Source organism: Cohnella yongneupensis (assembly GCF_042655785.1).
Classification (GTDB): domain Bacteria; phylum Bacillota; class Bacilli; order Paenibacillales; family Paenibacillaceae; genus Cohnella; species Cohnella yongneupensis.
The window spans coordinates 1-24,931 of record NZ_JBHSNC010000006.1 but is presented as its reverse complement, the minus strand read 5'-3'; the positions used below and the strand labels follow the sequence as shown (position 1 = coordinate 24,931).

Annotated in this window: 16 protein-coding genes; 10 read left to right on the top strand and 6 right to left on the bottom strand. The window is 50.0% G+C overall.

Annotation, left to right across the window (positions count from 1 at the left end; genetic code table 11):
* Positions 1-36 precede the first annotated feature (36 nt).
* Positions 37-1,290 carry an S-layer homology domain-containing protein gene (locus ACFPQ4_RS01690; RefSeq protein WP_378109990.1) on the bottom strand — a complete coding sequence of 418 codons (1,254 nt, stop codon included), beginning with the start codon at positions 1,288-1,290 and terminating at the stop codon, positions 37-39.
* A gap of 103 nt (positions 1,291-1,393) precedes the next feature.
* Between ACFPQ4_RS01690 and ACFPQ4_RS01685 the strand changes: the two genes are divergently transcribed.
* The 5 genes from ACFPQ4_RS01685 to ACFPQ4_RS01665 all read left to right on the top strand — a co-directional run bounded on the left by ACFPQ4_RS01685 (position 1,394) and on the right by ACFPQ4_RS01665 (position 7,154).
* Positions 1,394-2,533, top strand: coding sequence for a hypothetical protein (locus tag ACFPQ4_RS01685; protein WP_378109989.1), 1,140 nt, complete (start codon positions 1,394-1,396; stop codon positions 2,531-2,533).
* On the top strand, positions 2,488-2,790 hold the full coding sequence (locus ACFPQ4_RS01680) for a response regulator transcription factor (protein ID WP_378109988.1): 303 nt from the start codon (positions 2,488-2,490) through the stop codon (positions 2,788-2,790). Before ACFPQ4_RS01685 ends, ACFPQ4_RS01680 begins: the two co-directional genes overlap by 46 nt.
* Before the next feature lie 82 nt (positions 2,791-2,872).
* Positions 2,873-3,406 carry a Gfo/Idh/MocA family protein gene (locus ACFPQ4_RS01675; protein WP_378109987.1) on the top strand — a complete coding sequence of 178 codons (534 nt, stop codon included), beginning with the start codon at positions 2,873-2,875 and terminating at the stop codon, positions 3,404-3,406.
* A gap of 24 nt (positions 3,407-3,430) precedes the next feature.
* A complete protein-coding gene (locus tag ACFPQ4_RS01670) occupies positions 3,431-3,961 on the top strand; it encodes a Gfo/Idh/MocA family protein (protein ID WP_378110069.1) in 531 nt (176 codons plus the stop codon).
* A 109-nt stretch (positions 3,962-4,070) separates the two neighbouring features.
* On the top strand, positions 4,071-7,154 hold the full coding sequence (locus ACFPQ4_RS01665; protein ID WP_378109986.1) for a winged helix-turn-helix domain-containing protein: 3,084 nt from the start codon (positions 4,071-4,073) through the stop codon (positions 7,152-7,154).
* Between the two features lie 53 nt (positions 7,155-7,207).
* Here ACFPQ4_RS01665 and ACFPQ4_RS01660 read toward each other — a convergent pair whose 3' ends face one another.
* Both ACFPQ4_RS01660 and ACFPQ4_RS01655 read right to left on the bottom strand, forming a co-directional pair.
* Entirely contained in the window at positions 7,208-8,470 is a 1,263-nt protein-coding gene (locus ACFPQ4_RS01660; RefSeq protein ID WP_378109985.1) for a stalk domain-containing protein, read from the bottom strand.
* 85 nt (positions 8,471-8,555) lie between these two features.
* Positions 8,556-15,125 carry an InlB B-repeat-containing protein gene (locus ACFPQ4_RS01655; protein ID WP_378109983.1) on the bottom strand — a complete coding sequence of 2,190 codons (6,570 nt, stop codon included), beginning with the start codon at positions 15,123-15,125 and terminating at the stop codon, positions 8,556-8,558.
* A gap of 203 nt (positions 15,126-15,328) precedes the next feature.
* Between ACFPQ4_RS01655 and ACFPQ4_RS01650 the strand changes: the two genes are divergently transcribed.
* From ACFPQ4_RS01650 to ACFPQ4_RS01640, 3 genes are all read left to right on the top strand, one after another.
* Positions 15,329-15,601 (top strand): helix-turn-helix domain-containing protein, encoded by a 273-nt coding sequence (locus ACFPQ4_RS01650; protein WP_378109981.1) that lies wholly within the window; start codon positions 15,329-15,331, stop codon positions 15,599-15,601.
* A gap of 7 nt (positions 15,602-15,608) precedes the next feature.
* Positions 15,609-16,742 carry a THUMP domain-containing class I SAM-dependent RNA methyltransferase gene (locus tag ACFPQ4_RS01645; protein WP_378109980.1) on the top strand — a complete coding sequence of 378 codons (1,134 nt, stop codon included), beginning with the start codon at positions 15,609-15,611 and terminating at the stop codon, positions 16,740-16,742.
* Positions 16,743-16,967: 225 nt separating this feature from the next.
* Entirely contained in the window at positions 16,968-17,342 is a 375-nt protein-coding gene (locus tag ACFPQ4_RS01640; RefSeq protein ID WP_378109979.1) for a hypothetical protein, read from the top strand.
* A 157-nt stretch (positions 17,343-17,499) separates the two neighbouring features.
* On the opposite strand, the gene ACFPQ4_RS01635 is transcribed toward ACFPQ4_RS01640, so the two are convergent.
* Together ACFPQ4_RS01635 and ACFPQ4_RS01630 are read right to left on the bottom strand one after the other, a co-directional pair.
* Entirely contained in the window at positions 17,500-18,459 is a 960-nt protein-coding gene (locus ACFPQ4_RS01635) for a D-2-hydroxyacid dehydrogenase (RefSeq protein ID WP_378109977.1), read from the bottom strand.
* A 49-nt stretch (positions 18,460-18,508) separates the two neighbouring features.
* Entirely contained in the window at positions 18,509-19,276 is a 768-nt protein-coding gene (locus tag ACFPQ4_RS01630) for a carbon-nitrogen hydrolase family protein (protein ID WP_378109976.1), read from the bottom strand.
* A gap of 210 nt (positions 19,277-19,486) precedes the next feature.
* Here ACFPQ4_RS01630 and ACFPQ4_RS01625 point away from each other — a divergent pair, with 210 nt between their 5' ends.
* Entirely contained in the window at positions 19,487-20,473 is a 987-nt protein-coding gene (locus tag ACFPQ4_RS01625; protein ID WP_378109975.1) for an aldo/keto reductase, read from the top strand.
* Positions 20,474-20,874: 401 nt separating this feature from the next.
* The gene (locus ACFPQ4_RS01620) at positions 20,875-21,465 is read left to right on the top strand and encodes a hypothetical protein (protein ID WP_378109974.1); all 591 of its coding nucleotides are present in this window, start codon (positions 20,875-20,877) and stop codon (positions 21,463-21,465) included.
* A gap of 1,059 nt (positions 21,466-22,524) precedes the next feature.
* Here ACFPQ4_RS01620 and ACFPQ4_RS01615 read toward each other — a convergent pair.
* Positions 22,525-24,579 (bottom strand): DUF5050 domain-containing protein, encoded by a 2,055-nt coding sequence (locus tag ACFPQ4_RS01615; RefSeq protein ID WP_378109973.1) that lies wholly within the window; start codon positions 24,577-24,579, stop codon positions 22,525-22,527.
* Positions 24,580-24,931 lie beyond the last annotated feature (352 nt).

Sequence of the window (24,931 nt, the reverse complement as noted above, 5' to 3'; positions counted from 1 at the left end):
TCAGACTCCTTCAAATTTATTCACGATTCGCTACTATTATTGTTTGACCGCTTTTGTAAAGTCATCTTTATGCTTAGACATTTTGTTTAAAGTAACGGCTAGATCAGCTAAAGTTACTTTGCCATTAGGTTGGAATTGACCGTCCTTTGCGCTCATCCAACCGGTTTTCAACATGATTGCGACTGCTCCCGGATTTTTAATGCTTTTATAATCCTTTAGTTTTGAAACGATCGGATCTTTTTTGTATTTCTCTGATAGTTTATCTAATCCGGCTACTTTAGTGAGATAATAGGCAGCCGAATCGCGGGTTAAGTTGGCATCCACATACAACTTTTTCTTTTTATCTTTAACTACCCAATTTTGTTTGTAGAAGTAAAACACGTAGGGATAGTAATCAGAGGAGAATCCGACATCAGAAGATATCGCTCCCGTTCCCTTCTCATATTCGATTTCATCCGAGTATGGCGAGATGGATTTTTTGACGATGCGGAACAGGTCGCCTAATTTCAAAGACTGATCGGGTTTAATGGGAATCGTCTCATTCCACGAGAAAATATGATACTTAAATAGCGCCTCAAGCGATTTCTTTTCTTTGTGTTTAGCCACGATATCAGGTAATTTTCTTTCGGTTGCAGAGTTATTATATATTTCATAATACTCTTGCAATGAGACTGACATTTCGCCGCTGGAATTAAAGCCAATTACCTTTCCGTCGGCATTAAGCCTGATATCATACATTTGATACGGGGGGCCTTGTTTTTCTTGAATAAATTCAAATTGATATTTAGACGGTCCAAGGAGGGCATCATCCATTTCCTTCTGGACTCGATCTTCGACCTCCAGAAGCTGAGTGCCTTGAAGAGATGGAACCGCTTTATATATAAAGGCTTGGGCGATGGTTTTGGCCTTTTCACGGCTTACTTTAAAAGGAAAATGAATGACTTCTTGCCTCTCCAAGTACCCCGCCGAATAGTCAAATATCCGAGGTTGTGAAAGGTCTATCAGGAAACTAGAAGTATCTTCAAACGGATTGTCTGGGTGATAAAACTCAATTTTCAATAATTTTGATGTTAAATCGCCAACTTCGATCAACTTTGTCTGATATTCATAATTTGCCGTATACCAGGGCACAAGTTGCTTAGCCCATGTTATTACTTTATCGAGAGACATCTCTTGTTGTTGTAGGTTTGTAGCCGAGCCTGAAACGGGATTAGCGAAAGATGAGGTAATGGCAAAGATGACGAGTAAAAGAAAAGCTTTTTTGATAGGGTAAAACCGTATGTTCAGCATTAAAAAGTCCTCCGACCTGAATATGATCCACCAATAATTAACTAAGTTAATTCTACTTTACAAGCCAGAATCCTCTTTCTTACAATAGTGGGTCAACTTTGATTTGGAAGCAGTTAAGAAGTATTTGGAACTGTCCGACATCACGCAACCCAACAGCGTTCATCAGATCTGGGCAAGAACACAGGGGCATCCACTGACGCTTTCGCTGCTTGTATCGACGATGCTTGTCGGGTCATCCTCCCAAACCTTTGTACCTGATGAAAACGATGTGTTCGCACACGTTGCTGCTGCTTGGCTTCAGGAAGTTCCCGATCCGGACATGAAGGAAATCGTGGAAGCGGCGTCCGTATTGCGCCATTTCAATCATGAGTTGCTGAATTATGCGCTCGGTAGGACCGTCACGGGCGAGCAATTCCGCAGCTTAATCTCTTATTCTTTCGTACAACGGGTCGACCGTGGATGGATATTGCATGATTTGCTGCGCGATGCGATCGGGCTCGACTTCCGTCGCCGGAGTCCGGACTTCTATAATCAGCTTTGGTTGCGCTCTGTTTCCTATTATTCGGACAAAATCAAACGATCTGCCAAGATCGGTATGGCAGCTTGGGAGAACGCCGAAATCTTATTTTATATCGGGAATTATCTTATCCAGTTTCTATTGAATCGACAGTCAATCTCCTACAGCATGGAGCAGCTGCATCCCGCGAACTGGGCGGAAGCGGAGCAATATATGGAGCAGCGGCACGCTACGGCGAAAGACGGCAACGTCGTATACGTAGACCCGTCAACCAACGAACAAGCCACCTATTTAATGACGGCTAAGGAAAGCTTAAATATATTGAATCAAATACGACTGAAAGAGCTGTACGAGCTAGACCCCGCCTGCGTAAAGCTTATCCGGAACGAGAAAGGCAATATTTACGGTCTCATAGTGAGTATCCCCATCAACGAGCTTACACTGGATTATTTGAAGACCCGCCCCATCTCCGCCGCCTACTTCAGGTCGGCTTTCGGAAGCCGAGAGCACACAATTGAGCGTTCCCGGGCATACGAAAGCCGGTTATTTCGTCCAAACCGTCGATGTATTCGATTACTACGATCCGAGCGTAATGCAGGCTACGATATCCACGTTTATTACCGAGGGACGACATCATTCATTACGATTACGACGGAGAAACGCCGACCCCTTACTACGTCATGGATACGAGAGGCACGAAAATTTTACCCTACATGGATAAAATGATCTCTTCCTTCGGCCTTTCCTTAACCTCCAAACAAGATCGTTCGAACCTGGATTGCCGACTGTCCCCCAGGGAGCAAGAGGTCGTGCATTGCGTAATAAACGGAAGCTCCAACAAGGACATTGCACGCGAGCTGTTCCTGAGCGAGGCCACCGTAAAGAAACTCCTGTCCAATATTTTCGAGAAGCTAGATATTAAAACCGAGTACAACTCTCCAAGCTCTATAATACTTAACCGCATGAATACAACTTTCGGGTAATTCTCAGCCTTCAGGCGCTGATTCTATACTGGTTTTAAGGGGAACGTCCCCTATAATCGTATGGAATGGGAGCCGTGACCGCATGCACAATATTGACCTGCAGCATGAGACTAAACCGCTTCGTATTGGGATAATCGGAATCGGGTTTTGGTCCATGTTTACTCATGTTCCTGCAATAAGAAGCTCGGAAAGGGCACAATTGGTCTCCATTTCACGACGGACCCCCGAACGTCTGGAGCTTGCAAGGCAAAGTTTAAATGTCAGCCATGCTTATACCGATTGGCGGGAGCTTATTAACCGCAATGAGTTGGACGCCGTCGTCGTAAGTACTGCCCACCCGGCGCACGCGGAGCCCGTTATTGCTGCACTTGAGCACGGACTGCACGTGTTTGTTGAAAAGCCTCTGGCAGTCACCAGTCATGATGCCCGGCTAATGGTTCAAGCCGCCGAGAAAGCCGAAAGGGTGCTTATGGTTGGTTATGATCGCCGATTCAAAGGTTTATTTCGCACGATAAAGTCCGAGATACAAAATGGCGCGATTGGAACCGTCAGGCAAGTTAGCGTCTCTGTCGCCCAGGATTATTTCGGCTTGTTCGGTGGCGATACTATCCCTTAGGGATTTCTCGGCTTTCTTTCGTCTATAGGGATACCGCCAGGAATCTTTGGCGATGGCAACCTCGATGGTTACTGGAGAAAAGAACGCTCTGATAAAGGTGGAGGGATATTCTTCGATACGGGTTCACATTTTGTCGACTTAGCCCTCTGGCTAGCCGGCGCGGATCCTGAAAGCACTGCGGCGTTTATGGAAACGACCGAATCTTCGACGGAGAAGTACACTAGCGTCCAAGCTAAGTTATCCAATGGCGCGCATGTCTCGATCCAATCCAACGAAACCTTACAAGGGACCGGACCGGCCATGGCTATGGATCTAACCCTTATTGGCGATTCGGGCATCATCCATTGCAATGGAGACGAGGCATGGATATCCAAAGGCGGACAACGAGAGAAGATCGATGTGCAGCTCCCGGATTTCTCGGCAATGGAAGCCTTCATAGCAACCATTAAGGGCGAAGCACCTAATCTCTCTCCGGGGCCGGATGCGATCCGTGTCGTGTCGCTAACCGAAGCGGTTTATCGTTCTGCTGGTGAAAATCGAATTGTTAAGATCTAAAAGAAAAGCCAAGCCAGATGCTCCCTTAACTAAGCACAGGAATTTGCGAGTTGGGTGTCGAAGTTACTCCTACTTACTCATTTTCTGTCTTTATTTTGGAGGGCTCTCGATGATTGCCGCAACAAAGATGCACATCCCTCATGAACGGCATACCTTAATTGCACGCTCGGAACTACTTCGGCTGCTTGATGAGGGCATGGACGCAAAGCTGACGCTCTTATTCGCTCCATCCGGCTATGGGAAAACCACCGCATTAAGCGAATGGGCCAAACAAAGCGGCAAGCTTGTTGCCTGGGTGTCACTGGGCAAGCAGGACGACGACTGGATTACCTTCTGGAACATGGTTATTGCTTCGATCCAGAATCGAGTCGACGGCTTTGGCCTGACCGTTCGGCCGCTGCTGGCGGAGGGGCCTTCTGCATCTTCTGCGTCGATGGAGCCGGCGATGAATGCGCTGCTGAACGAGCTGAATCGACTGCCGGGCGAGCTGGTCATCATGTTTGACGATTATCATCTTACGACGATGCCAGCCATCCAGAAGTCGATGAGTTACTTGCTCGAATACCTCCCGAACCAAATTCATTTATATATCGCAAGCCGCAACGACCTCCCTTTTCCGACAGCAAGATTGTTGGTTAAAGGCGAGATGCAACGGATTACAATCGAGCAGTTGCGGTTCCGGCCGGAAGAAGTGTACGATTTCTTCCGAGAGACGACGGAATTGAAGCTGTCGGCGGAGCAGCTCAATATCCTATACAACCAAACCGAAGGCTGGATTTGCGGCTTGCGGCTTGCGGCCATCTCGCTGAAACGAAGCGGCAATGTGGCTGAATCGATCCGTCAATTCAGCGGCCATCAGCAGCACATATCCGATTACTTGCTGGAAGAAGTCATTCGCGATCTGCCCGAGACGATGCGCGACTTTTTGCTGCAAACCTCCGTGTTAAGCCAGATGAATTATGCAATATGCGAGGCGGTAACCGGTCAAGCGAGAAGTCAGCAACAGTTGGAACAACTGGAACAGCTTCAGCTATTCATCATTCCGCTGGACGATCAACGCAACTGGTACCGCTATCACCATCTGCTGTCCGACTTCCTGCAGGCGATGCTTGCTCGAACAGCGCCCGAGCTGTGGGTTCAGGCGAATGTGCGTGCCGCGCAATGGCTCGAAAATAACGGGTTTATCGTAGAAGCCGCGGAGCACTATTTGGCGGGACGGCAATATGAAGATGTCGTTCGCTTGATCGAAGCGCATCTGTACGAACTTCTTGGAGGCAAGAACGTCGCGGTTGCTCGCTGGGCGATACAAGTACCCGAGCAATACGTAGCGAGCAGGCCGCTTGTCGAGCTTTTTTATTTGTATGTATTGGTCGGTATTCGGCAGTTTAGCGGCATTCCGGATCGAGCGGAACGGCTTCGTATCCGGTTCGAAGCGATGAAGGATCATATGGACGCTGACGTATGGCGCATGACGATGGGAGATATCTATTTTGTCTGCGGTACTGCGGCCTATGTGAAAAGAGACCTCGCGGGCACGGCCGACTATTTTATCCGTGGCGATACGTTTGCGGCCGAGCAAAACTTTTTTATTCAAGGCGGCAACAATAAGCATTATTCGGTCGAAGAATTCGATGACCATCTGAGTTACATTAACGACTTTCATGATGCATCACAATTTTTCACTAGGATGCTGGCGTATTGGAGGGATCGCGTTAACCATCCGTATGCGACGCCGATGTACGCTTCCTATGCCAAGGTATTGTACGAGTGGAACCGGCTGGAGGAAGCGGAGGACTGGCTGGTCCGCATTATGCATGCAGACGGATTCGCGCCGGTTCCTCGCAACCGGTATCAACTTTATGTGGCTGCTTCAAGAATTCAGCAAGCGAAGGGGAACCCCCTAGAAGCCGCGGCGCTGCTAGAACAACTTAAGCTGAAGATTGAATCGCCCGACTATGATATTTTCATACGTAAAATCGAAGCGGAGCAGGCAAGCCTGGCGGTGCGTCAAGGCGACATGGCGTCTGCTCGGCGATGGTTGAAGCAATGCGGGCTGTCGCATTCGGACGAAGCAACGCTGGACAAAGTTTCGGAACAGTTGGCGCTTGTTCGCGCGCTTGCCGCGTGCGGAAATTTCGAACCGGCGCTGTCTCTCGCAGAGCGTCTGTACGAGCTGCTGACGAAGGAAGACCGCCTGAGGGACCGCATTCACGTTCTGATCGTGCAAAGCATGACGTTATATCGCGACAATCGGATTGAGCCGGCGCTTGCGCAGCTGGCTACCGCTTTGCGTCTCGCCGAACCACAAGGGTTCATACGCAGCTTCGTGGACGAAGGATCGGCGATGGCGGAGCTGTTGTCTCTTTATGCGCGGTCGCATGGGGACAAAGACACGGGATCGGCGGATTATGCGCGTCTCGTACTGCAAGCGTTCAATGTCTTTCCTTCTCCGCGACGAATTAAAATTCGATGTTTTGGAAGGCTGCGCATAGAGACCAAGAATGGTCATGCGATCAAGTGGCGGACATCCAAAACCGCGGAGTTGATGGCATTCCTCATTCACCATCGCGGCAAGGCGTTGAGCAGGGATCAAATTCTCGATTGTTTGTGGGGAGAGGTGGAGGTTGACCGGGCAGGAACTCAGTTTAATACAACGGCTTACAATTTGCGAAAGGCTTTAAGCCAAATCGGGCTTGACGGTATCGTCCAACATGTGGAAGGCGGTTACCGTATCGATATGAGCCTATTGGAATGCGATCTCGATGAATGGGATCGCTTGCTGGCCGCCGGGGCGCAGATAGATAACAATGCGTTGCGTGACTATGCCGCTGAGTTTGTTCAATTATACGGAGAGGGCTACATGGCGGGCACCTCGTACGAATGGGCAGCGTCGACGCGAATTCGCCTGGAAAGCGAATACGTCGCGACGTTGCTTCGTCTTCATGAACGCGAGAAGCAGCGGGGACAGTATAATGCCGCTGCGGATCTGCTGCGGCAGGCGCTTGCACATGATCCGCTGAATGAGCACATCCATGAGCAGCTTATTCACGTGCTGGTGTTGGCGGACGATCGTATTTCTGCGATAAAGCAGTATGAGGCGTTAAGGACGATGTTGCTGACCGAGTTTAGAATGGAGCCGAAGGAAACGGCCAGGAGAATGCTGGAGTTTGCGGATAAGAACAATACGGATTGATGGGAAGGCGTTGACGAAAAAGGCACAGGGAGCGAGTCCCGGTGCCGTTTCTTTTACTTTGTATCGATTACGGCAGTCCAGTTTGCATCGTCCCATGTTACCGTTGCGTCGAGCGCTTCACTTGCGAAGCGGAGCGGCACGAAGGTAGATCCGCTCTTATCGGTGAATGGAGCCGTGGTTAGGGTGATCGGCTTGCCGCCAACCGTCGCGGTTTTGCTGCCGATCTGTAGGTGGATTATCGTACGGTTCTTGATGATGTCGATGGACTTATTCTTCGCGTGATAGGTTACGGTTGCCCCTAACTTCTCGAATACTCCGCGGAGCGGAATGAATGTGCTGCCGCCAATGATTTGCGGCTTCGGGTTTACCGTTATATAGGTGCCGTTAAGCTGGATACCGATGTTGTTCGGACTGAATATTGCGGCGATGCTTGGAGTGAGGGCGCTCCCCGTACTAAAAGACCAAGTCTTGTTGAACGTCTTGCCAGCGTCGGGACCCGACCAAGGCGCGAACGTTACCGAGACGGTGTAGGTCTCGTTGCCCGCAAGCGGAGACTTCGGAATGATATGCCAATAGTTCGATGCAGTAAAAGGCTTAAAGAACGGTATCGCCTCGCCTGCACTGTTGGTGAGGGTTACGTCTATGCCATCCAGCAGGTAAGGAGTCTTGAGCGTGATGATCTGCCCTGACTGAGCTACCCCGAATTGCTCGATGGGGTTAGGGATCTCATGCCCGGAGAAAGTCGTGATCACGTTGGTCTGACCATCGTAAGGGTACGTGGCGTATCCCATTGTATTGGCCGCGCAAGCGATCTCGATGACGACGGCACTGCCAACCATACCGACCCCGATTTCCGTGGCATCCGGTGAAATCAAAGGCTCGCGGTGGTACGCCGTGTTCAGAAACTCCTCGATAATGACGTGCGGATCGCTTTCGTCCACGGTCATAATTTCCCAAGTAGGGATCGATGTGTCGCCACCGACGGCGTGGATTCGATCGGCGTGAGTCACCCCTGTGAATCCTTGACCTTTTCGATTCTCGTCGTGGCTGTAGGTGACGTTGGCGATCATGTAAGCCGCATGGTTCTGAGCCGCTTGGGCGAGATATTGGTCGGGCTTGACCGTGGGTAGACCCATCGCTGTCCGTACCCTGTTGAGTTCCTCCATAATCCGCGACGCGAAGTTCGTCCCATTGTCGTCGTACATGATGATCTGCGTTGTCGATACAGATGATGTTGCCGACGCGGAAGATGATGTGACTAAGCTCCCCAACAGCACCGCAAGAGCCAAACTTATCGTGCCAATCCGATTGTGCATGATAGACCTCCAGCATAGGTTAATAGGGAAAGGGGCTTCTCCATTATCGGGAAAAGCCCCTTCACCACGTCAACCGGCGATCTCGTTACGGTGTAGTCGGAGCGTTACCGTTGATCGAGCCTGTACCGGATATCGTACCGGTAACGTCATTCAGAATCATGCCATTGTTCGTGATCGTGCCGTTGTTCGTGATCGTACCGAAGTTCGTGATCGTGCCGTTTGCGGAGTTCGTGATCGTGCCGCTGTTCGTCATTCTGTACCAGACCGAGATGCCGTTGTTGTTCGTGATCGTGCCGTTGTTCGTGAGGACGCCCGTGAGTTCATATACTGTGATTGTGCCGTTATTGATCACGGTCGCTGAGCTTAAAATATGGAATGTGCCGTAAACAGCCAGTTCTGCAGTCGGACCGAACTCATCTGGGGCTGGCGCAGCCAGCGTCAATGTTCCGCTCACATTCAACGCTGCTCCCGCAGCGATGTTCCAATAATAACCCTCGTCCAACGTCGTATTATTCACATTCAGCGTAGCGCCCGTCCCGACTTCGATATATCCATCCACCGTTGAATTGCTCACATTCAGCGTCGAACCATCCGAAAGGGTCAACGTGTGACCATTGAGCGCCGTACTGCTCATATTCAGCGTTACGTCTTCCGGAATCGTCCAATCATCCGTCAGCGCAGCACCGCTAATGGTCACTTCCGTTGGGGACGCAACAGTGACCGTCGCATCGTCCAAATCCAATGCTGTCGCGCTAGAGATCCATTCAGGAAGCGGTCTGACTACCGCACTTGTCGGTGCGCTTGGTACGGCACTAGTCGCTCGGCCCATATACGACACCACAATTCGCAGTCGTTTGCCTACATCTGCTGCCGTAATCGTGTAACTGGCCGTTATTTTGCCCGTGACATTCGCGTACGTCCCGCTGGTCGCCGTCTCGACTTGCCATTGATACTTCACTTGATTGCCCGCCGCGCTGCCATCGCCCATGGTCACGCTGGCTGTAAGCGTATCGCCCAAGGCTGGAGACGGTTTGTCTATCGTGACGCTGGTGATCGGAATAGATACCACGTCGGTCGTTGCCGTTCGCGAGCCGGTAATCGGGCTTACCCCCGTCACCACCACTTGCAGCTTCTTGCCCATGTCCTCAGTTATAACCTGGTAACTTGCTGATGTTGCGTCCGTGATATTCTCATACGTCCCGCTTCCCGCTGCCGTCTCGACCTTCCATTGATAGGTGACGCGACTACCGGCGGCATTCCCATCACCCATCGATACAGCCGCATTCAAGGTGTCCCCTATCGCGGGGGTCGTATTGTCGACACTTACATTGGAAATGGTGTTATTAACCGTCCACTGCGCGATAACCGTAAGATCATTAGCAGGCATTGTCGCAGGTATAGCAGGGGACCAGCCCGCGAATATATAACCTGCCCTTGTAATGGATATTCCCGATATCGATGACAAGGAATCCCCATACCGTTCACCTACCGCAAGAACGGTTGTCGTGTTTCCATTGACAACGCCGCCATTGGGATCGAATTTCAGCTTGTAGACGTTGCGTGAGTAGTACAGCTTCAATTGGAGCGTACCGCTCGTCGGGATTGTCCCCGATACGACCGTACTTGACACGCTGCTGTCATACGAGAATCCCTCGATACTCTTCGGTGTTGCGGTGACCGATGCGCCCACGATGTCGCTAAACGTATCCGTTCCGATTGCGGTGTAACCCGACGTCACGGAGTTGGCTCCATAATAGGTTACCGTATACGAAACCTTCTTCGTATCCCACTGCGCGGTGAAACTAACATCATGCGCCGGCATCGTTGCCGGAACGGCAGGCATCCAAGAGAGTGAATAATTGTCCTTGGTCACGGAAGGCTGCGGTATGCTAGCTCCATACGGAACCTTTTCTGTCGAGACACTGCCTGATCCGCCGTTCGGATCAAATGTTGCGTTATACGTATTGCGCTTGTAGTACAACTTGAGAACCGTAGTACCATCCGCTGCTATTGTACTCGACAAAACGGTACCCCGAACACTGCTGTCAAAAGTGAAGCCCTCATAATTCTTAGGCGTTACCGCACTCGTGACGGCATCTGTTGAACCGATATAATCTTCAACGTCGGCGACGGTGTAGGTATTTGCGGGAGTCGGAACCGTTGATTGCCATTTGTACGTATTCGCAACTGGATCGTGAATTAGAACAGGGTAAGTATTCGAAATCCAGTAGCCCTCTACGGTAGTCTTGGTAATATCCTGCTTCAAGTACACGACTTTGTAATGTACATCGTCTCTGGCCTTCCACTGCGCAGTGTACGTAGTGTCATGATCCGGTGTCGTACTTGGAATGGACGGCGACCAACCGGTAAATAGATAGCCCGGCCTTGACACGACAGGCGGCGTCCAGGTAAAGGTGCTCTTGGATTCAGTGGATATGGCATAGAGTGCGCCGTTATTAACCCCGTAGCCTTTACTAAAGGTTATAGATACCGAAACAGGCACGTATAAAATATTCACACTGGTCGAACCATCCGGCTGAATATACCCCGAATGCGCAACCAACAAACAGTTGTCGCAAGTATACCCCTGCGCTGTGAATCGGCTGGAGATGTTGCTAGGAAGATTGATCTGCGCACCCGTGGTCCCCGTATAGTCTTCAGTCGCCATAAGGGTATACTGCGAAAGGTCAATCCTTGTACGATCGCGATCCGGCTTAGCCATATAGTAGTTTACTTTGTACGGCGTATCCGTCCTAGGCGACCAGTGAGCATAGAACATTAAGGTTTTATTCTGTACCATTACTTCCCATGTCGGCATAACGGTAGGAATCGTAACCTTCGTGCCGTATTGCGGGTCCGTATACCATCCATTAAAGGTGTATCCCGGCTTTACAGGATCGGCAGTGCCGGTAATGGGGTCTCCGGGTTGCCCGGTAATAGTGATAAGATTAGTATTGCCGTTAACTGGATTTAATTGGAAGTAAGTGTCGTTCACTTTAATGTCGACCGTCAATGGAACAGTGCGCGTTGGCGCAATCGCCAATTTGCCGCTATTATATCTGATAGTTAAAGACCCTTTCGCATGAATCGGGAAACCTTTCTTCATTTGCGTGAACAAATCCTGTGAAATCTCTATGCGATTGGTTACGGGATCATAAGAGAAATCGCTACTATCCGACGTGATGGTGAAATTCGACCGATCTAACAGTTCCGTGGTCGTGTCGCCGGTCTTAATGTTCATTTTTTCCATTCTCATATAGTTACCGCTCAATTGATTCATATATATGGAAGGATCTGGACTCATATAAAAGGCTGAGAGATCAATGGGAGATATAGCAGATTGAGGATAAGAGAAATCCACCGCATTATTGACATCTCCAGCCGTGAAAAGCGGCCACGTTTTGTTCATGAGCTCATGACTGGTGGCGAGATAACCATCGCCTAATTGCGCCCCGACTTCGGAAACCAAGTAAATGCCAAGTTCCAAATACAGCGCGCCAATGGTCTTGGTGGTCTTCACACCGCTTACACTCTTGACTTGATAGTAGAAGTACCCCCACAAATTTAAATACAAGCCGGGCTCCACGAAGACGCCAATACTATCCCACTTGACACTACCGAGGCCCGCGTTAAGCGCCACCTTAACACCCGCTCGTAATCCGAGGGTACCCATAACATAAAAATCAAAATTGTAATCCCCATTGCCAGGCAAGTCTACGGTACTACTATCGCCTGTAAAACTGAGAACGTGTATGTGAGCCGAGTACCGCTTAGCGCTGTTGTAACTAAGATCAATACCTACCGACAGATTCACATTGGCGCTGACCACGAAGTCTACTTTAAATTGGACCTCGATGGCAAAGACACACACTCTTAGACGTTCATCCACGATATTTCTCTCAAATAACGGAACCCAATCCGTCTCTTTTTCCAGCATACTTTTGTAGCTATCTTTTAGTGTCGTGGCGTCGATGCTTGTATCCTGCACACCTTCCATCAACGCCTCAAGCTCTGCCTTGATATTCTCTACTTTCCCTAGTTTTCCTTCCGCATCGGCTACGCCCCTGTTTTCTAACACACTCGCCAAGTCAGAATGTTCGACGGTGCTGATCAGGGCGTTTACGCTGATCCCGGTATACGTATAGGCATCTAAGCTAGCAGTGACCGTATAGTCATCTATGACATACCAGTATGGGATATCTCCAAAGAAAGTAGAAATTTTAAGCCAATGCCCTTCGACATCCCCATTGACACCGAGGTTTAGGTACATCTCTTCGGAGAATGTACCGGTCAAGTGGATGACGAGGTCGCTGGAGTCGTTGATACTAACGACAATATCGGCGCCCACTTGCAACGCGACGCTTACGCCGGAGGTTTTCCCGGAGATGTGTCTCAGCGTAGTGCCTGCTTCAGCTACGACAGTCAGATTTTTCACGCTTACTCTGGAAGGACTGCTGCTTGCGGCCATCGGCGCAAGCTGACTGTACTGTTGCTTGAAACTGTCGGTCTGCAACGCCAAGTCAGACAGATAATCGGCGGCTTGAGCGACGAACCCGCTGTCTTTTGCTTGTTGCTCGACTTGCCCTTCCAACGTCGCGATATCCTCGGCGGACAATAATTGATCGCCATTGAGCTGTTGTTGCTGATAGACATCGAGGGTATGCGTCATCTCGTCTACTGTGGCATCGGTATACGTGATGGTATCCATTTCTCCGTCATGTGTAATCGACGTGATGCGCCCATAACCTGTTACAGTGGAGCCTTCGCTAGCAAATTTACCCGTGTAGAAACCGATGAAGTCTCCCGCATTGACCACGGTGAGTTCATTCAGACCATATGGCGCATACAGATTGTCACTATAGTTCATCGCGGTATGCTCCACCGTGATGGAATGGTTCGTCGCGTCCCCATCCGTGTCCGCCGCCGTACTCACGGGAAGCACATCGGGTTTGGTCAATACATTCTTAGAATCCGCATGGGTATAAGTGTAGGTGCCGCCATTGATCGCCGTGATCTGTATATAGGCAACACTGCCGTCATTGGCGTTATCCACCGTGCGCTGATCAGGGCGAGCACCTTCATAGATGGCGACGGTATTGCCAACTTGAATCTCTGTGCCACCGGTATAGTCAAATGTCCCATTGGTCGCATTCGCTGCGTCCAGACCGTTGCCGCTATCGCCGACATTAGTCGTGATAACCGGAATCGAAGGGGAATCCACATCCGCTCCGTTTAGCATCATATTTGATACGTCCGCGAATGATAGATAGATCATGTCTGGATTGAACGGTAATTTCATGACTTCCTGTTTGGCAATGCTGAAAACATAGATCTTTGTTGTAGCGTCTTGACCCGCAAAAGAGAGGTTAGTGTCCGTCAGCGTAAGTTGGTACGTGTGTCCTTCCTCGAATTTACCGTCTTGAGCCGCAGATGCTACCGTGAAGTGACCATTCGATCCGGTGACGACAATACCTGCAAACAAAGGATTCGCCGGGGAATCGAACGTCATACCCGCTTGCACTTGGGCAGCCGTCATTTGGCCTGTCGCATCGTTCACCCCGATGGTGAAGGTTGGCGCTACATCCAGCACGGATACACCGGGCACACTCGCCACGGCCTTATCGGAACTGCCTATATAATTGGCATACAGCGTCATATTGCCGGTGACTGGATCGCCCTCAACGAGTACTTGCGTTAAAGCCCTGTCCCTATACCAACCCTGAAAAATATACCCTTTCTTCACTGGAGCCGGGAGATTGCTTAGTGGTTCGCCCGGACGCAGCGTGAGGCTATTAATAGCAGCGCCACCATTGGTTTCGAACGTAATGGTATAGCTAGAGGCGCCTGATCCGCTACCACCAGAGCTCGGGCCTGTTGTAGTTGGCGTTGTTGGCGTTGCTGGATCCGGGTTTGCTCCTGCTTTCACAACCTCGTTGCTGCGCATGGCAAAAGTAGCTGCCTCTGCACGAGTAGCCTTGGATTGTGGATTAAAATTGCCGTTGGCATCTCCAGTAAGCAAGCCCGCCTGCCAGAGCTTGACGATCGCATCAACCGCCCAAAGAGAAATGCTGGATAAGTCTTTCGGTTTCGTGGTTACGCTGGCATTCGTCTGATAAGGGATGTTGAAGACTTCGAAAAACCGCAAAGTCAGCGTTGCCATCTGTTCTCTTGTTATAGCCATGTCCGGAGTAAATTTATGATTGCCTGTACCGCCTGTAATGCCCTTTTCAACGGCCCATCGCACATAAGGCGCATACCAAGCGTCCGACTTTACGTCCGTAAATGCGGAAGTTGTATATTTACTTATATCAACTCCCGCCATACGCCCGAGCACAGTTACGTACATGGCACGAGTCATTGTACCGTCGGGCGAGAAGCTATCATTGCCTGTACCGCCGAATATGCCATTCTGTTTGACATACGTGATCGCATTATAGAACCAGTCCGTTGCTTTAACGTCCCCAAAAGAATTTTGAACGGATTGTTGCCCACTAGGGCCGTTCGCAGCAGCTACCATAGTATTAGGCGACACATCATGCCAATTAATTGCCGAAGATGCATCGACAGTATTGCGCTCAGCCGCATAGATCTGCGTGGGAACTAACGATATGAGAATAGCGAACGATAGCAGTAAACTTAGTAAACGTTTGTACAAGGTGCTTCCCCTCCCGCAATATTTCATCAAATTCAGCCAAGATCTGAACAATTTGTTCCACCATATCAAAGCAAGTCTAAACAAAACCTAAACAAATCGCGGACTGCGTAGAATTTTGTCGGTTATGAAATGCAAAAAAAAGCATCCCTCAGTCATCCTAGATGACTAAGGGACACTCCCTGTGATTCAGCAATAAAAGTCAAGTGTTGCTTTCCGAAGCCGCTGCCCGCGAGTTCGGATATTCACCGTTTCATTTTCACCGATTATTTCAGGCTTGGACGGGAGAGACATTCGGAAAGTATGTCCGCGTCCGAAGGCTAGCCAACGCCGCGCGGGAGCTTCGCCGAGGGCAAGTAAAACGCTTAAGGAAGCCAGGGCAAGTCACCGCGATGCAAAATCCATGGCAAAATGACAGCCACAAGCGGACCCGTTGCTTTCGAATCGTGCCAATGCTACCATTAATGAAAAACGAGTGATACCCTAATGACTAAATTCGAACTGATCGCAACGTGCCCAATGGGACTTGAAGCCGTGCTCGCCAGAGAGCTGAAGAGCCTGGGCTACGAGGACCAGCTCGTCGAGAATGGTCGCGTCACGTTCTACGGCACGGAGATCGATATATGCAGAACCAACTTATGGCTAAGAACCGCAGGTCGCGTCCTAATTAAGATGGGCGAATTCGAAGCGCGCACGTTCGACCAGCTATTCGAAGGAACCAAAGCGTTAGCTTGGCCCGATTGGATTCCTCAAGACGGACAATTCCCGGTAGACGGTCGGTCTCATAAGTCGCAACTTAGCAGCGTGCCCGCTTGCCAAGGGATCGTTAAGAAAGCCATCGTGGAGAAAATGAAGCAGCGCTACGACACCGAATGGTTCCCGGAGACGGGAGGCCGTTATGTGGCGGAGGTAACGTTGCTGAATGATGTCGCGACGTTAACGCTCGACACCTCGGGGACGGGGTTGCACAAACGCGGTTATCGCGTCGATACGACAGAAGCGCCCTTGCGAGAGTCTCTTGCCGCGGCGATGGTCTTGCTCAGCCGATGGCGCCCGGAGCGTCCGCTGTACGACCCGTTCTGCGGTTCGGGGACGATTCTCTTCGAAGCCGCACTGATCGGCTGGAACATCGCGCCGGGATTGCGTCGCACCTTCAACGCACAAGGCTGGCCTAGCGTAACGGCGGCCATGTGGGAGGAAGCCCGCGAAGAAGCGTACGATTTAATGAAGGATAACCTCCCCATCAACATCGTAGGCTCCGATATTGATCGCGATGCGATTCAAGCTTCGCTCGCCAACTTGAAGAGCGCGGGAATGAGCAAGGAAATCAAGCTGAAAGTTATGTCCGTCGCGGACGCGCGCCCGGAAGGCGATTACGGATGCATCATTACGAATCCGCCATACGGAGAACGAATCGGGACGACCTCCGAGGTCGAACGGCTGACGAAACAGCTAGGGCAGATTGCGAAGCAATTGCCGAACTGGTCTCACTTCGTTATTACTCCGGACAAGGAGTTCGAAGCGAAATTCGGCCGGAAGGCGGACAAGAAGCGCAAGTTGTTCAACGGTCAGATCGAGTGTACGTACTATCAATATTTCGGGCCCTTGCCTCCGAGATAAACTAGCCATGACGCAAGACCGGCACTCCCTGGGGAGTGCCGGTCTTTTTAGGACGGTTAACCACTTGTTTATCTTTAATCCGATAGAAATAGACATACAATTCAAAATTCTAAATATAGTTACTTCTTCCATATGATGATATATTCATCGCGAGAGCTCTCTGCAAAGGTGCATTTCCGTTTCGGCCGGAACGGGTAAGACGAACCTTACTAGGAGGAATGAATAATGAAGAAAATGTTGTCGCTTGTCATGGCCATCGGTTTGCTGCTCGGGATCGCTTCCCAAGCGAGCGCGGCCAATGGGGTTTATGTGTTTAACCCGTATCCGAATAGCACCGGCGCGGTTCCGAATTATATCGGCATTACGAAGCCGACCGGGGCTTACCAGTACGAGATCCGCATTCAGGAGACGAACAACGGATCACGATCCTACTATTCGGGCAAGATTAACGTGCCGTCCAGCGGATCCGACATTCGCCATACGCTATCGAACAGTACGAAGCTCGTGCTGGCAGGCGGGACTTACAAAATTCTCGCGTCGGTTTATAACAGCTCGGGGACTCTCATCGGCAGTGATGTGATCCAAGTTACTTTCCTTTAATTTCGTAAGGAGTATAATCCCCCGCAATCGCGATTTCTCGCAGACTGGCCCTTATTTGTTCGGGGCCGGTCTTTTTCCCTTTCCTCGCATCTCTGCTCCCTAAATAGAGAGGAGGCTGCACCTTATTTGTATGAAATCCAATCACTCCAGCTGTCGTTCAGTACTTCTTCTTGTAGTCGACCAGATTGCGCAGATTTCCAGTCTCGCCGGACAAGTAAATCTCAAGATTCGAGACGAACAGCTTTGCGAGTCGCTCCGTGTTGCGAACAGTCATACCGCCAGCATTGTGCGGCGTGAGGATCACGTTTGGCATTGCCCAGAACGCATGGCTAGCAGGCAGCGGCTCATGTTCGAACACGTCGAGTCCGGCCCCCGCGATGATGCCCTTGTCCAACGCTTCGATCAGATCCTCCGTCCGAACCGTCGCGCCGCGCCCAACGTTGATAAAATAGGCGCTGCTCTTCATGACGGCGAATCGTTCGGCATCGAATATATGCTGCGTCTCGTTCGTGAGGGGCAAAATGTTGACGACGTAATCGGCTTCCCGCAGCGCGTCGTCGAGGTGGGAAGTATCGTAGACTACATCCACTTCCGGCAGGGTTCCGCCCGATCGGCGGACGGCGACGACGCGCATATCGAATGCGCGCGCAAGCCGGGCCACCTCGCGGCCGATCTCGCCGGCGCCGACAATCGCGACGGTGCTTCCGTTCATCTCGGCAAGCGTTTTCGGGCTTTCCCATACGCCCGATTGCTGATTGCGAACGGCGGCTGCAATTCCGCGTGACAGCCCCAGCATCATGGCGACGGCCGTCTCGGATACAGATCGGGCATGAACGCCGCTAGCATCGGTCAGCAGAATGCCGCGCTCTTCCAGAAGGCCGAGCGGCAGACTGTCGATCCCCGACGACCAGCTCTGCACCCAACGCAGCTTGGCGCCTTCCCTCAGCGCAACTTCCTTCACCTTCGCATCCCAACCGCAAATGATCTCCGCTTCCCGGTAATCTTGATCTTCCTTATCGGTCGGCCGGCCGAAAACAATCGAGAATTCCGGAGCAGCACGCCGCACCGCCGCTTGCTGCTCCGAAGTAAAATCGCTAAGACAAAGTATTTTTCTCATGGTGAATATCCTCCTTTTATCGGGCGATTGCCTATAATCCACTACCTACTCAAATTTCCATTTGAACATAAATTACACCCTCATTCCAGTCACCCGATTCAGCCGTACATTCACCCCGCGGATTAAATAGATATCCGCCCCCTGGGAAGTCTTCATCTGTCGTACGTCCGGCTTGTGTGGCAACTCCAATATAGAGCGATTCTTTAGCTGCGTAGTTCCCCAATTGATCCATGCATTTGCTTCTCCACCAATGATAACCTGATGACCAATTCCTTGTTTCTTGATCTCCATACAACCCAGGGGCAGCACTTTCAAAAACGATTGTTGCACCCTTTTCAGCATATTTGCTAAAAATACTTGAGTCGTCTATGTCCGCGCAAACGGATAAACCAAATGTCACCCCGGAAACGAAAAATGTTGGTTGTTGATCACCGGGAGCGAACCAATCTTCCTCTCCGTCTTTTATTGTTTGCTTCCGATAGAATCCAAGTAATTTCCCGTTATGGGCAACAAACTGAGTAATGTACGGCTTGCCCATGGGGTTATATTCTACAAATCCGGCGATTATACACATGTTATATAGACCACTTAGTATGATAACTTGGTCGATTGCCCTATGATCAAAGGTTATGATGGCATGCGAATGCTTAATGGGATCAATGTATCCTGTAATATTCATCTCAGGAAAACAAATAATATCCACTCCGTTTTCTCGACTTGCAATGATGTATCGCTTCATTAATTCGAGGTTACGGTCAATTGCTGCTTTTTCACTGTTCATCTGAACCAAAGCAATTTTGACAACTTTCTTTTTCACTGAAATTCACCTATCTCTCTGGGAGACTACTGATTGATTATCCGCCGCTATGCGTAAAAGTATCTTATAACTCATTCTATCAACTTACATATTAATACAACAGCATCCGACTGTTGACTCCGCGCGTTTTGCTTCCCTTGTTTCCCAGAGGTAAAATAAGGATATAACAAGAGGCGGTATCGTGATTATATCCCGAAAGGCGGAGTAGAAGTGGAGCAAAGAACATTAGGTAATGGCGGGTTGAAAGTATCGGCGCTCGGGCTAGGATGCATGGGGATGTCGGATTTCTACAGCGGAAGGGATGACGAAGAGTCGGTGCGCACGCTGCATCGGGCGCTGGAGCTCGGCGTGACGTTCCTGGACACGGCGGACATATATGGCATCGGCCGCAACGAGGAGCTAGTCGGCCGGGCGATCAAGGGACGGCGCGACGAAGTCGTGCTGGCGACCAAGTTCGGCAACGTGAGGGATGAAAACGGTAAAATGCTGCGGATCGATGGTCGTCCCGAATACGTGCGAACGGCTTGCGAAGCTAGCTTACGCCGGCTCGGCGTCGATCATATCGACCTCTATTACCAGCATCGCGTTGATGCCAATACGCCGATCGAAGAGACGGTTGGCGCGATGGCCGACCTCATACGCGAAGGCAAAGTGCGATACCTCGGCTTGTCCGAGGCGGGGCCGGCGACAATTCGCCGGGCGCACGCTGTCCATCCGATTACCGCGCTGCAGACGGAATATTCGCTCTGGAGCCGTGATGTGGAGGATGATATTTTACCGACGTGCCGCGAGCTGGGCATCGGCTTCGTTCCTTACAGCCCGCTGGGTCGCGGGTTTCTGACCGGTCAAATTCGCCGCTTCGAGGATTTGGCGGAGGACGATTTCCGTCGGAACTCTCCCCGATTTCAAGGTGATAACTTTGCAAAAAACTTGGATCTCGTGGATAAAATTGTGGAGATTGCCTCTGAGAAAGGATGTACGCCGTCGCAATTGGCTCTCGCATGGCTGCTCGCCCAAGGCGAAGACATTGCGCCGATTCCAGGCACGAAGCGCAGAACATACCTCGAGGATAACGTTGGCGCACTAGATGTGAAGCTATCCGGGGACGATCTCGCCCGCATCGACGAGGCAGCACCTAAGGGCGTCGCCGCCGGTAATCGTTATCCGGACGCAAGCATGAAGTCGGTCAACTTATAGGGAGAGCCGGTTCGCTCAGACGTGCGGCATCGAAGCCGTTTGTTGACTCTGTGTTGACTTCTCGACATCAAAAATACACCGTCAGAGCCTTTGGGCAACATGGCGGTGTATTCGTCATTAAAGTACTGTTATACGTCTTTCTGTTCTTCTTCGTCTCCAACAGCGATAGGGCTGGTCGAGTTGCTAATCCAACTTTTGTCAACGAATACATTTTTACTGGAACTAATTTCACAAAGGCAAAAAAGACTAATATTTACATGAACTAGGACATGCATTAAGATTAGACCACAATACAACTTCCGATGTTATGTATGTGAATGTTACGACGAATACGACTTTAAGTACCAATGATAAAGATTCGTATGACTTGGCATATAACAACTATTACTAGGAGGGAAATAATGAAAAAAGCGATAATAGCTGTCGTGTTGACTTTACTTCTAGTCGGATGCACATCTAACGACAATAGCGCTAATGGGATTAATACTCCTACTACCGAATATTTGCAAGCAACGTTTAATGTTGACGTGAACGATCCCAAAGCCGTTATTGGCGATGCGGATTACGTATTTGTCGGACATGTCGAAGAGTTGGTTGATACCGTCTACAAAAATGCTGTAAAAGTTGGTTCCAAAGAAATTTCAGACCCCTACACTAACTATACAATTACAGTCATAGAGAATATCAAAGGAAAGTTGAAGAAGAATAACGCTATTCCAATTCAGCAAGCCGGGGGTTTAAGTAAAGATGGCAGTAAGTACATTCTCTATGAAAATGACACGCTATTAGAAAAAGGTAAGTATTATGTGATAGCCGCATATGCTCAACCAGATGGTTCGCTATTAATTGCCGGCCCCAATTCGAGCGTGCTTATTTCCGCGCAATCCAAAAACGATGTCGTATCGACTAACGAATATAAGGAATACAAAAAAGCATTCGAAAACGAAATCAAAACGGATCGGAAAAGGTTTGCCTCCATTCATGTAGAATAGGGTTAAGTTAAGTTTAGTTTTCACGATGGAGTGGCTTGTTGCACGACCGCCGAAACGTAACAACACCATAAGCAACAGGCCGGTGGGCAATCCGCAGGTCTTCGGCTATTCAGGTTTAGGCCGCATGATTGGATCCGTCGTCCCCATCGGGACGGCGGACTTTTTTCTGATTTCAGTTACGTTTATGACGACTATTCCGGATTATTCCTCGTCGCCCTGCCGACCTCGAAGGGCGATGTCACCCCTTCATAGGCCAGTTGCATCATCATCCCTACCGAGGCGTGTTCGAGATTATAACAATGGTTCATCTAAATACCAGGATTATCCGCGCGAAATCACGATAGTAATTTTGACCAAGTCCCCATCACCCTCTTGAACTTCTGATCAAAACGGCTATTCTCATCAAAAGGGGTCGCGGCGGGTGCCGGTCTGCCATAATCCAAAGGATCAAACGATAAAGCCTCCGCATTAGGAGGAACCTCGCCCCTGCCATCCGGGCTGAGAAGCATATCGGCTCCATCGGACTTGCCGTTTCCGGCGGCATAGATTCGGACTGAATTCGAAGGCATCATAAACCGAATATCGTAACGGCCGCCCCCCGAAGTACCAAATATTTGTTGTTTTTTCGTTGATCAACTTTTTAGCTAACTCAGATTGTTGACTTATATGATTGGGGCCGGGTTTTGCAGCACCACTATGGTGGGGCATCCGACCCTTTCTTTGTATGCACGGGCATGAGAATGCACGCTCGGTTTCCATAGCTCCGGAAAATGTTTTCTGAGAGCGAGCGTTGACTCCGTGTTGACTTCGGCAAATAAAAAATACAGAGCAACGGGGTTCAGTTCACCGTGCTCTGTATTCAACTTCACATACTGTTAAGTGTCTCCCAGTTATTTTTTCTCTCCGGCGGCGATGGGGTTGTCATTGTAAGAAATCCAATCACTCCAGCTGTCGGATTCCCTCCGGAAGTGTTATTGAAATAATTCACAACATATTGATGAAGCACCGATCTAAGTCATTATGCTCATTACTCCGTCAAGTCCATTGAATTAACTATAATCAGTTCGGTATGGGCTGTATCTCCGTCGGCTGGAACTTCTTCGTCTTCGTCTTCGATTCATACAAGTAATACCCCTTTATGCCGCTGAACATAGAAAACACCTTAATTCTGAATTTATCGTTGTAAATGCTGTCGATCACCGCATTCAAGTTGTTCTCGACGTCAAACAGCTTCGTCTTCTGCGTACCGTCCAACCGGATTTTGTACAGATCGCTGTCCGTGTAATAAAGCCATCCGTCCATCACGCCGTCGAACATGAAGAAATCGGATACCACATTCTTGATAATACGCGTAGGCTGCGAACCGTCTTTCTTTACCTTATACACGCTGCCCGGGTACGTATAGTAATAAATCCAGTCCTTAGCGAAAATGATTTTCTCGTAGAACGAGACTTGGCCGGCCTTCATCAGCCGCTTCTTCCCTGTTCCATCGAGATTAGACGAGTAGAGCACTCCGCTCACCGTGTAATAAATCTTGTTATTCTCGAAGTACGGAGAAGAAATCCCGGTCGTCTCTGTCTGGAAGCGCATGTTCCAGCTGTTCCTTGTGGCGTAGTTGAAGTTGATCTCCGGACCTACCGGAAAAAAATCGAAATTAGACAGCACGACTTCCGTTTTGCCCGTTTGCATGTTCTTCCTTAGTAGCTTCGCTTGCCCGCCGTCTATGTCATGGTTGTAATAAAACCAGTCGCCCTCGATATGATCTAGCCATATATAGTCGTCTTTATCGTCGCCTCGCAGAATCAAGGATTCTCCGGTGCCGTCTTTCTTGATGCGCTTGTACTCGAGCGGCTTGTTAATGTCGACGCGGTCCAAGTAGTAGATCCAATCCCCGGCGATCCTGTCCATGAAATAGCCGCGTGAGATGACGTACTTGGCGATAGGACTATCGCGATCGTAGATTTCGACGTTCGTATCGTAATGATTCGAGATTCTTGCGGTCAAAGAACCCTTCTTAATCTCGTATTGGTTCATGAGGTGGGAAAAGTACAGCGTATCCCCTTCCATATGAGTGTAGTCGACGTTGTATTTCAGGAAAAATTCCTCAAGCGAGTTGAACTTTACCTCATACGGCGGAAGCGTCACTATCGTCGGTGTCAGCTTGGACGTGTCGTCGTAATGCCATTCATACAGCTTGCCGCTTGCCGTCGCCGCGTTCGCCTGTCCGTAATTCGCAAAAAAGGAAACGACGTTCGCGAGGCCCGGCACTTGACTCGGCCTCTCCTCCTCGCCATACCGCCAGGACCATAGCGTGTCCTTCTCATCCAACGCCAGCGCGAAGGTATCCCCTGCTGATATCGCCTTAATTGTCGGGAGTCCCGGAACCTGCCGTCCGTCTTCGCCGTAGCTCTGTTCCCACACGGTACCGTCACGGCCAAGCGCCAACACGTGGCCATCTCTAGACGATATGGAGGAAATACCAGCGTACTCCGTCAGCTGCATCATCGAAAGCGAGTGATCATCTTCGAATGACCCTTGCCACACCGTGCCATCCGACATGGACGCGACGAACCCGGAGTTGCCGTTTGCGCTGATCGACGTTGCCGTATAGCCTTCGACAGCCTTCGGCACATATTGGATGTCGTTCCCCCAGTACCAGATCATTCCCATCTGATCCAAAGCGTAGGACATATAGGCTTCGGCCGCAATTTGACGAACCGCGGGCATTCCCGGTATGCGAACGGCGTTCCAATGCCAGGTATAGCTCGGAATATGTCCCATGCCCATCTGGCCCACTTTGTTGCAGCCGATCGCGTAAACCTCTCCGACATCGTTAAGCATGAGCGCATGTTGCTCGCCGATCGCGGTGGATTGAACGTGCCGAACGCCTCGAATGTTCGTATAGCTCTTATCCGGGTTATATCCGTCGTTGCATTCCATGACCCCAATCGTCCAAGCCATTCCGTCCGGGGTCGTAACGATTTTATTGTCGTAAAAGCTAGCCACCTGTACCGTCTGCCAACTCACCGCCGCAGCGGTCACCCTCTCCTTCGTCGGCGACCAGAGACATGTCGCGAATACAATTAACGCCGAAATCAGTCCGATTTTCTTCATTCGTCCCATCCTCGCTGAACAGTCTAATTCCAATAAGTAGGATGCTTATGGATTCTACACGTTTCGACGCATTCCTGCACCGGACATACGACTTGAGGTAATTGAATCGGCAGAAACAAGGAGTTCCATGTTTTGTTATTAGCTAAACAAAAGAATTTAAAATTCAAAATTTATTATTAAACGGCTTGTCACAAGACAGGTTGACTCCATGTTGATTTCATTAACGCAAACTTAGTGAGTTGACTTTCGTTTGAGAAGATTAATTATGGAATACCATTGACACACTCTGTTTCCGCTAACCTACCATGACCGAAATTAGCCGGTAAAAGATGTCCAAACATAGACCGATATA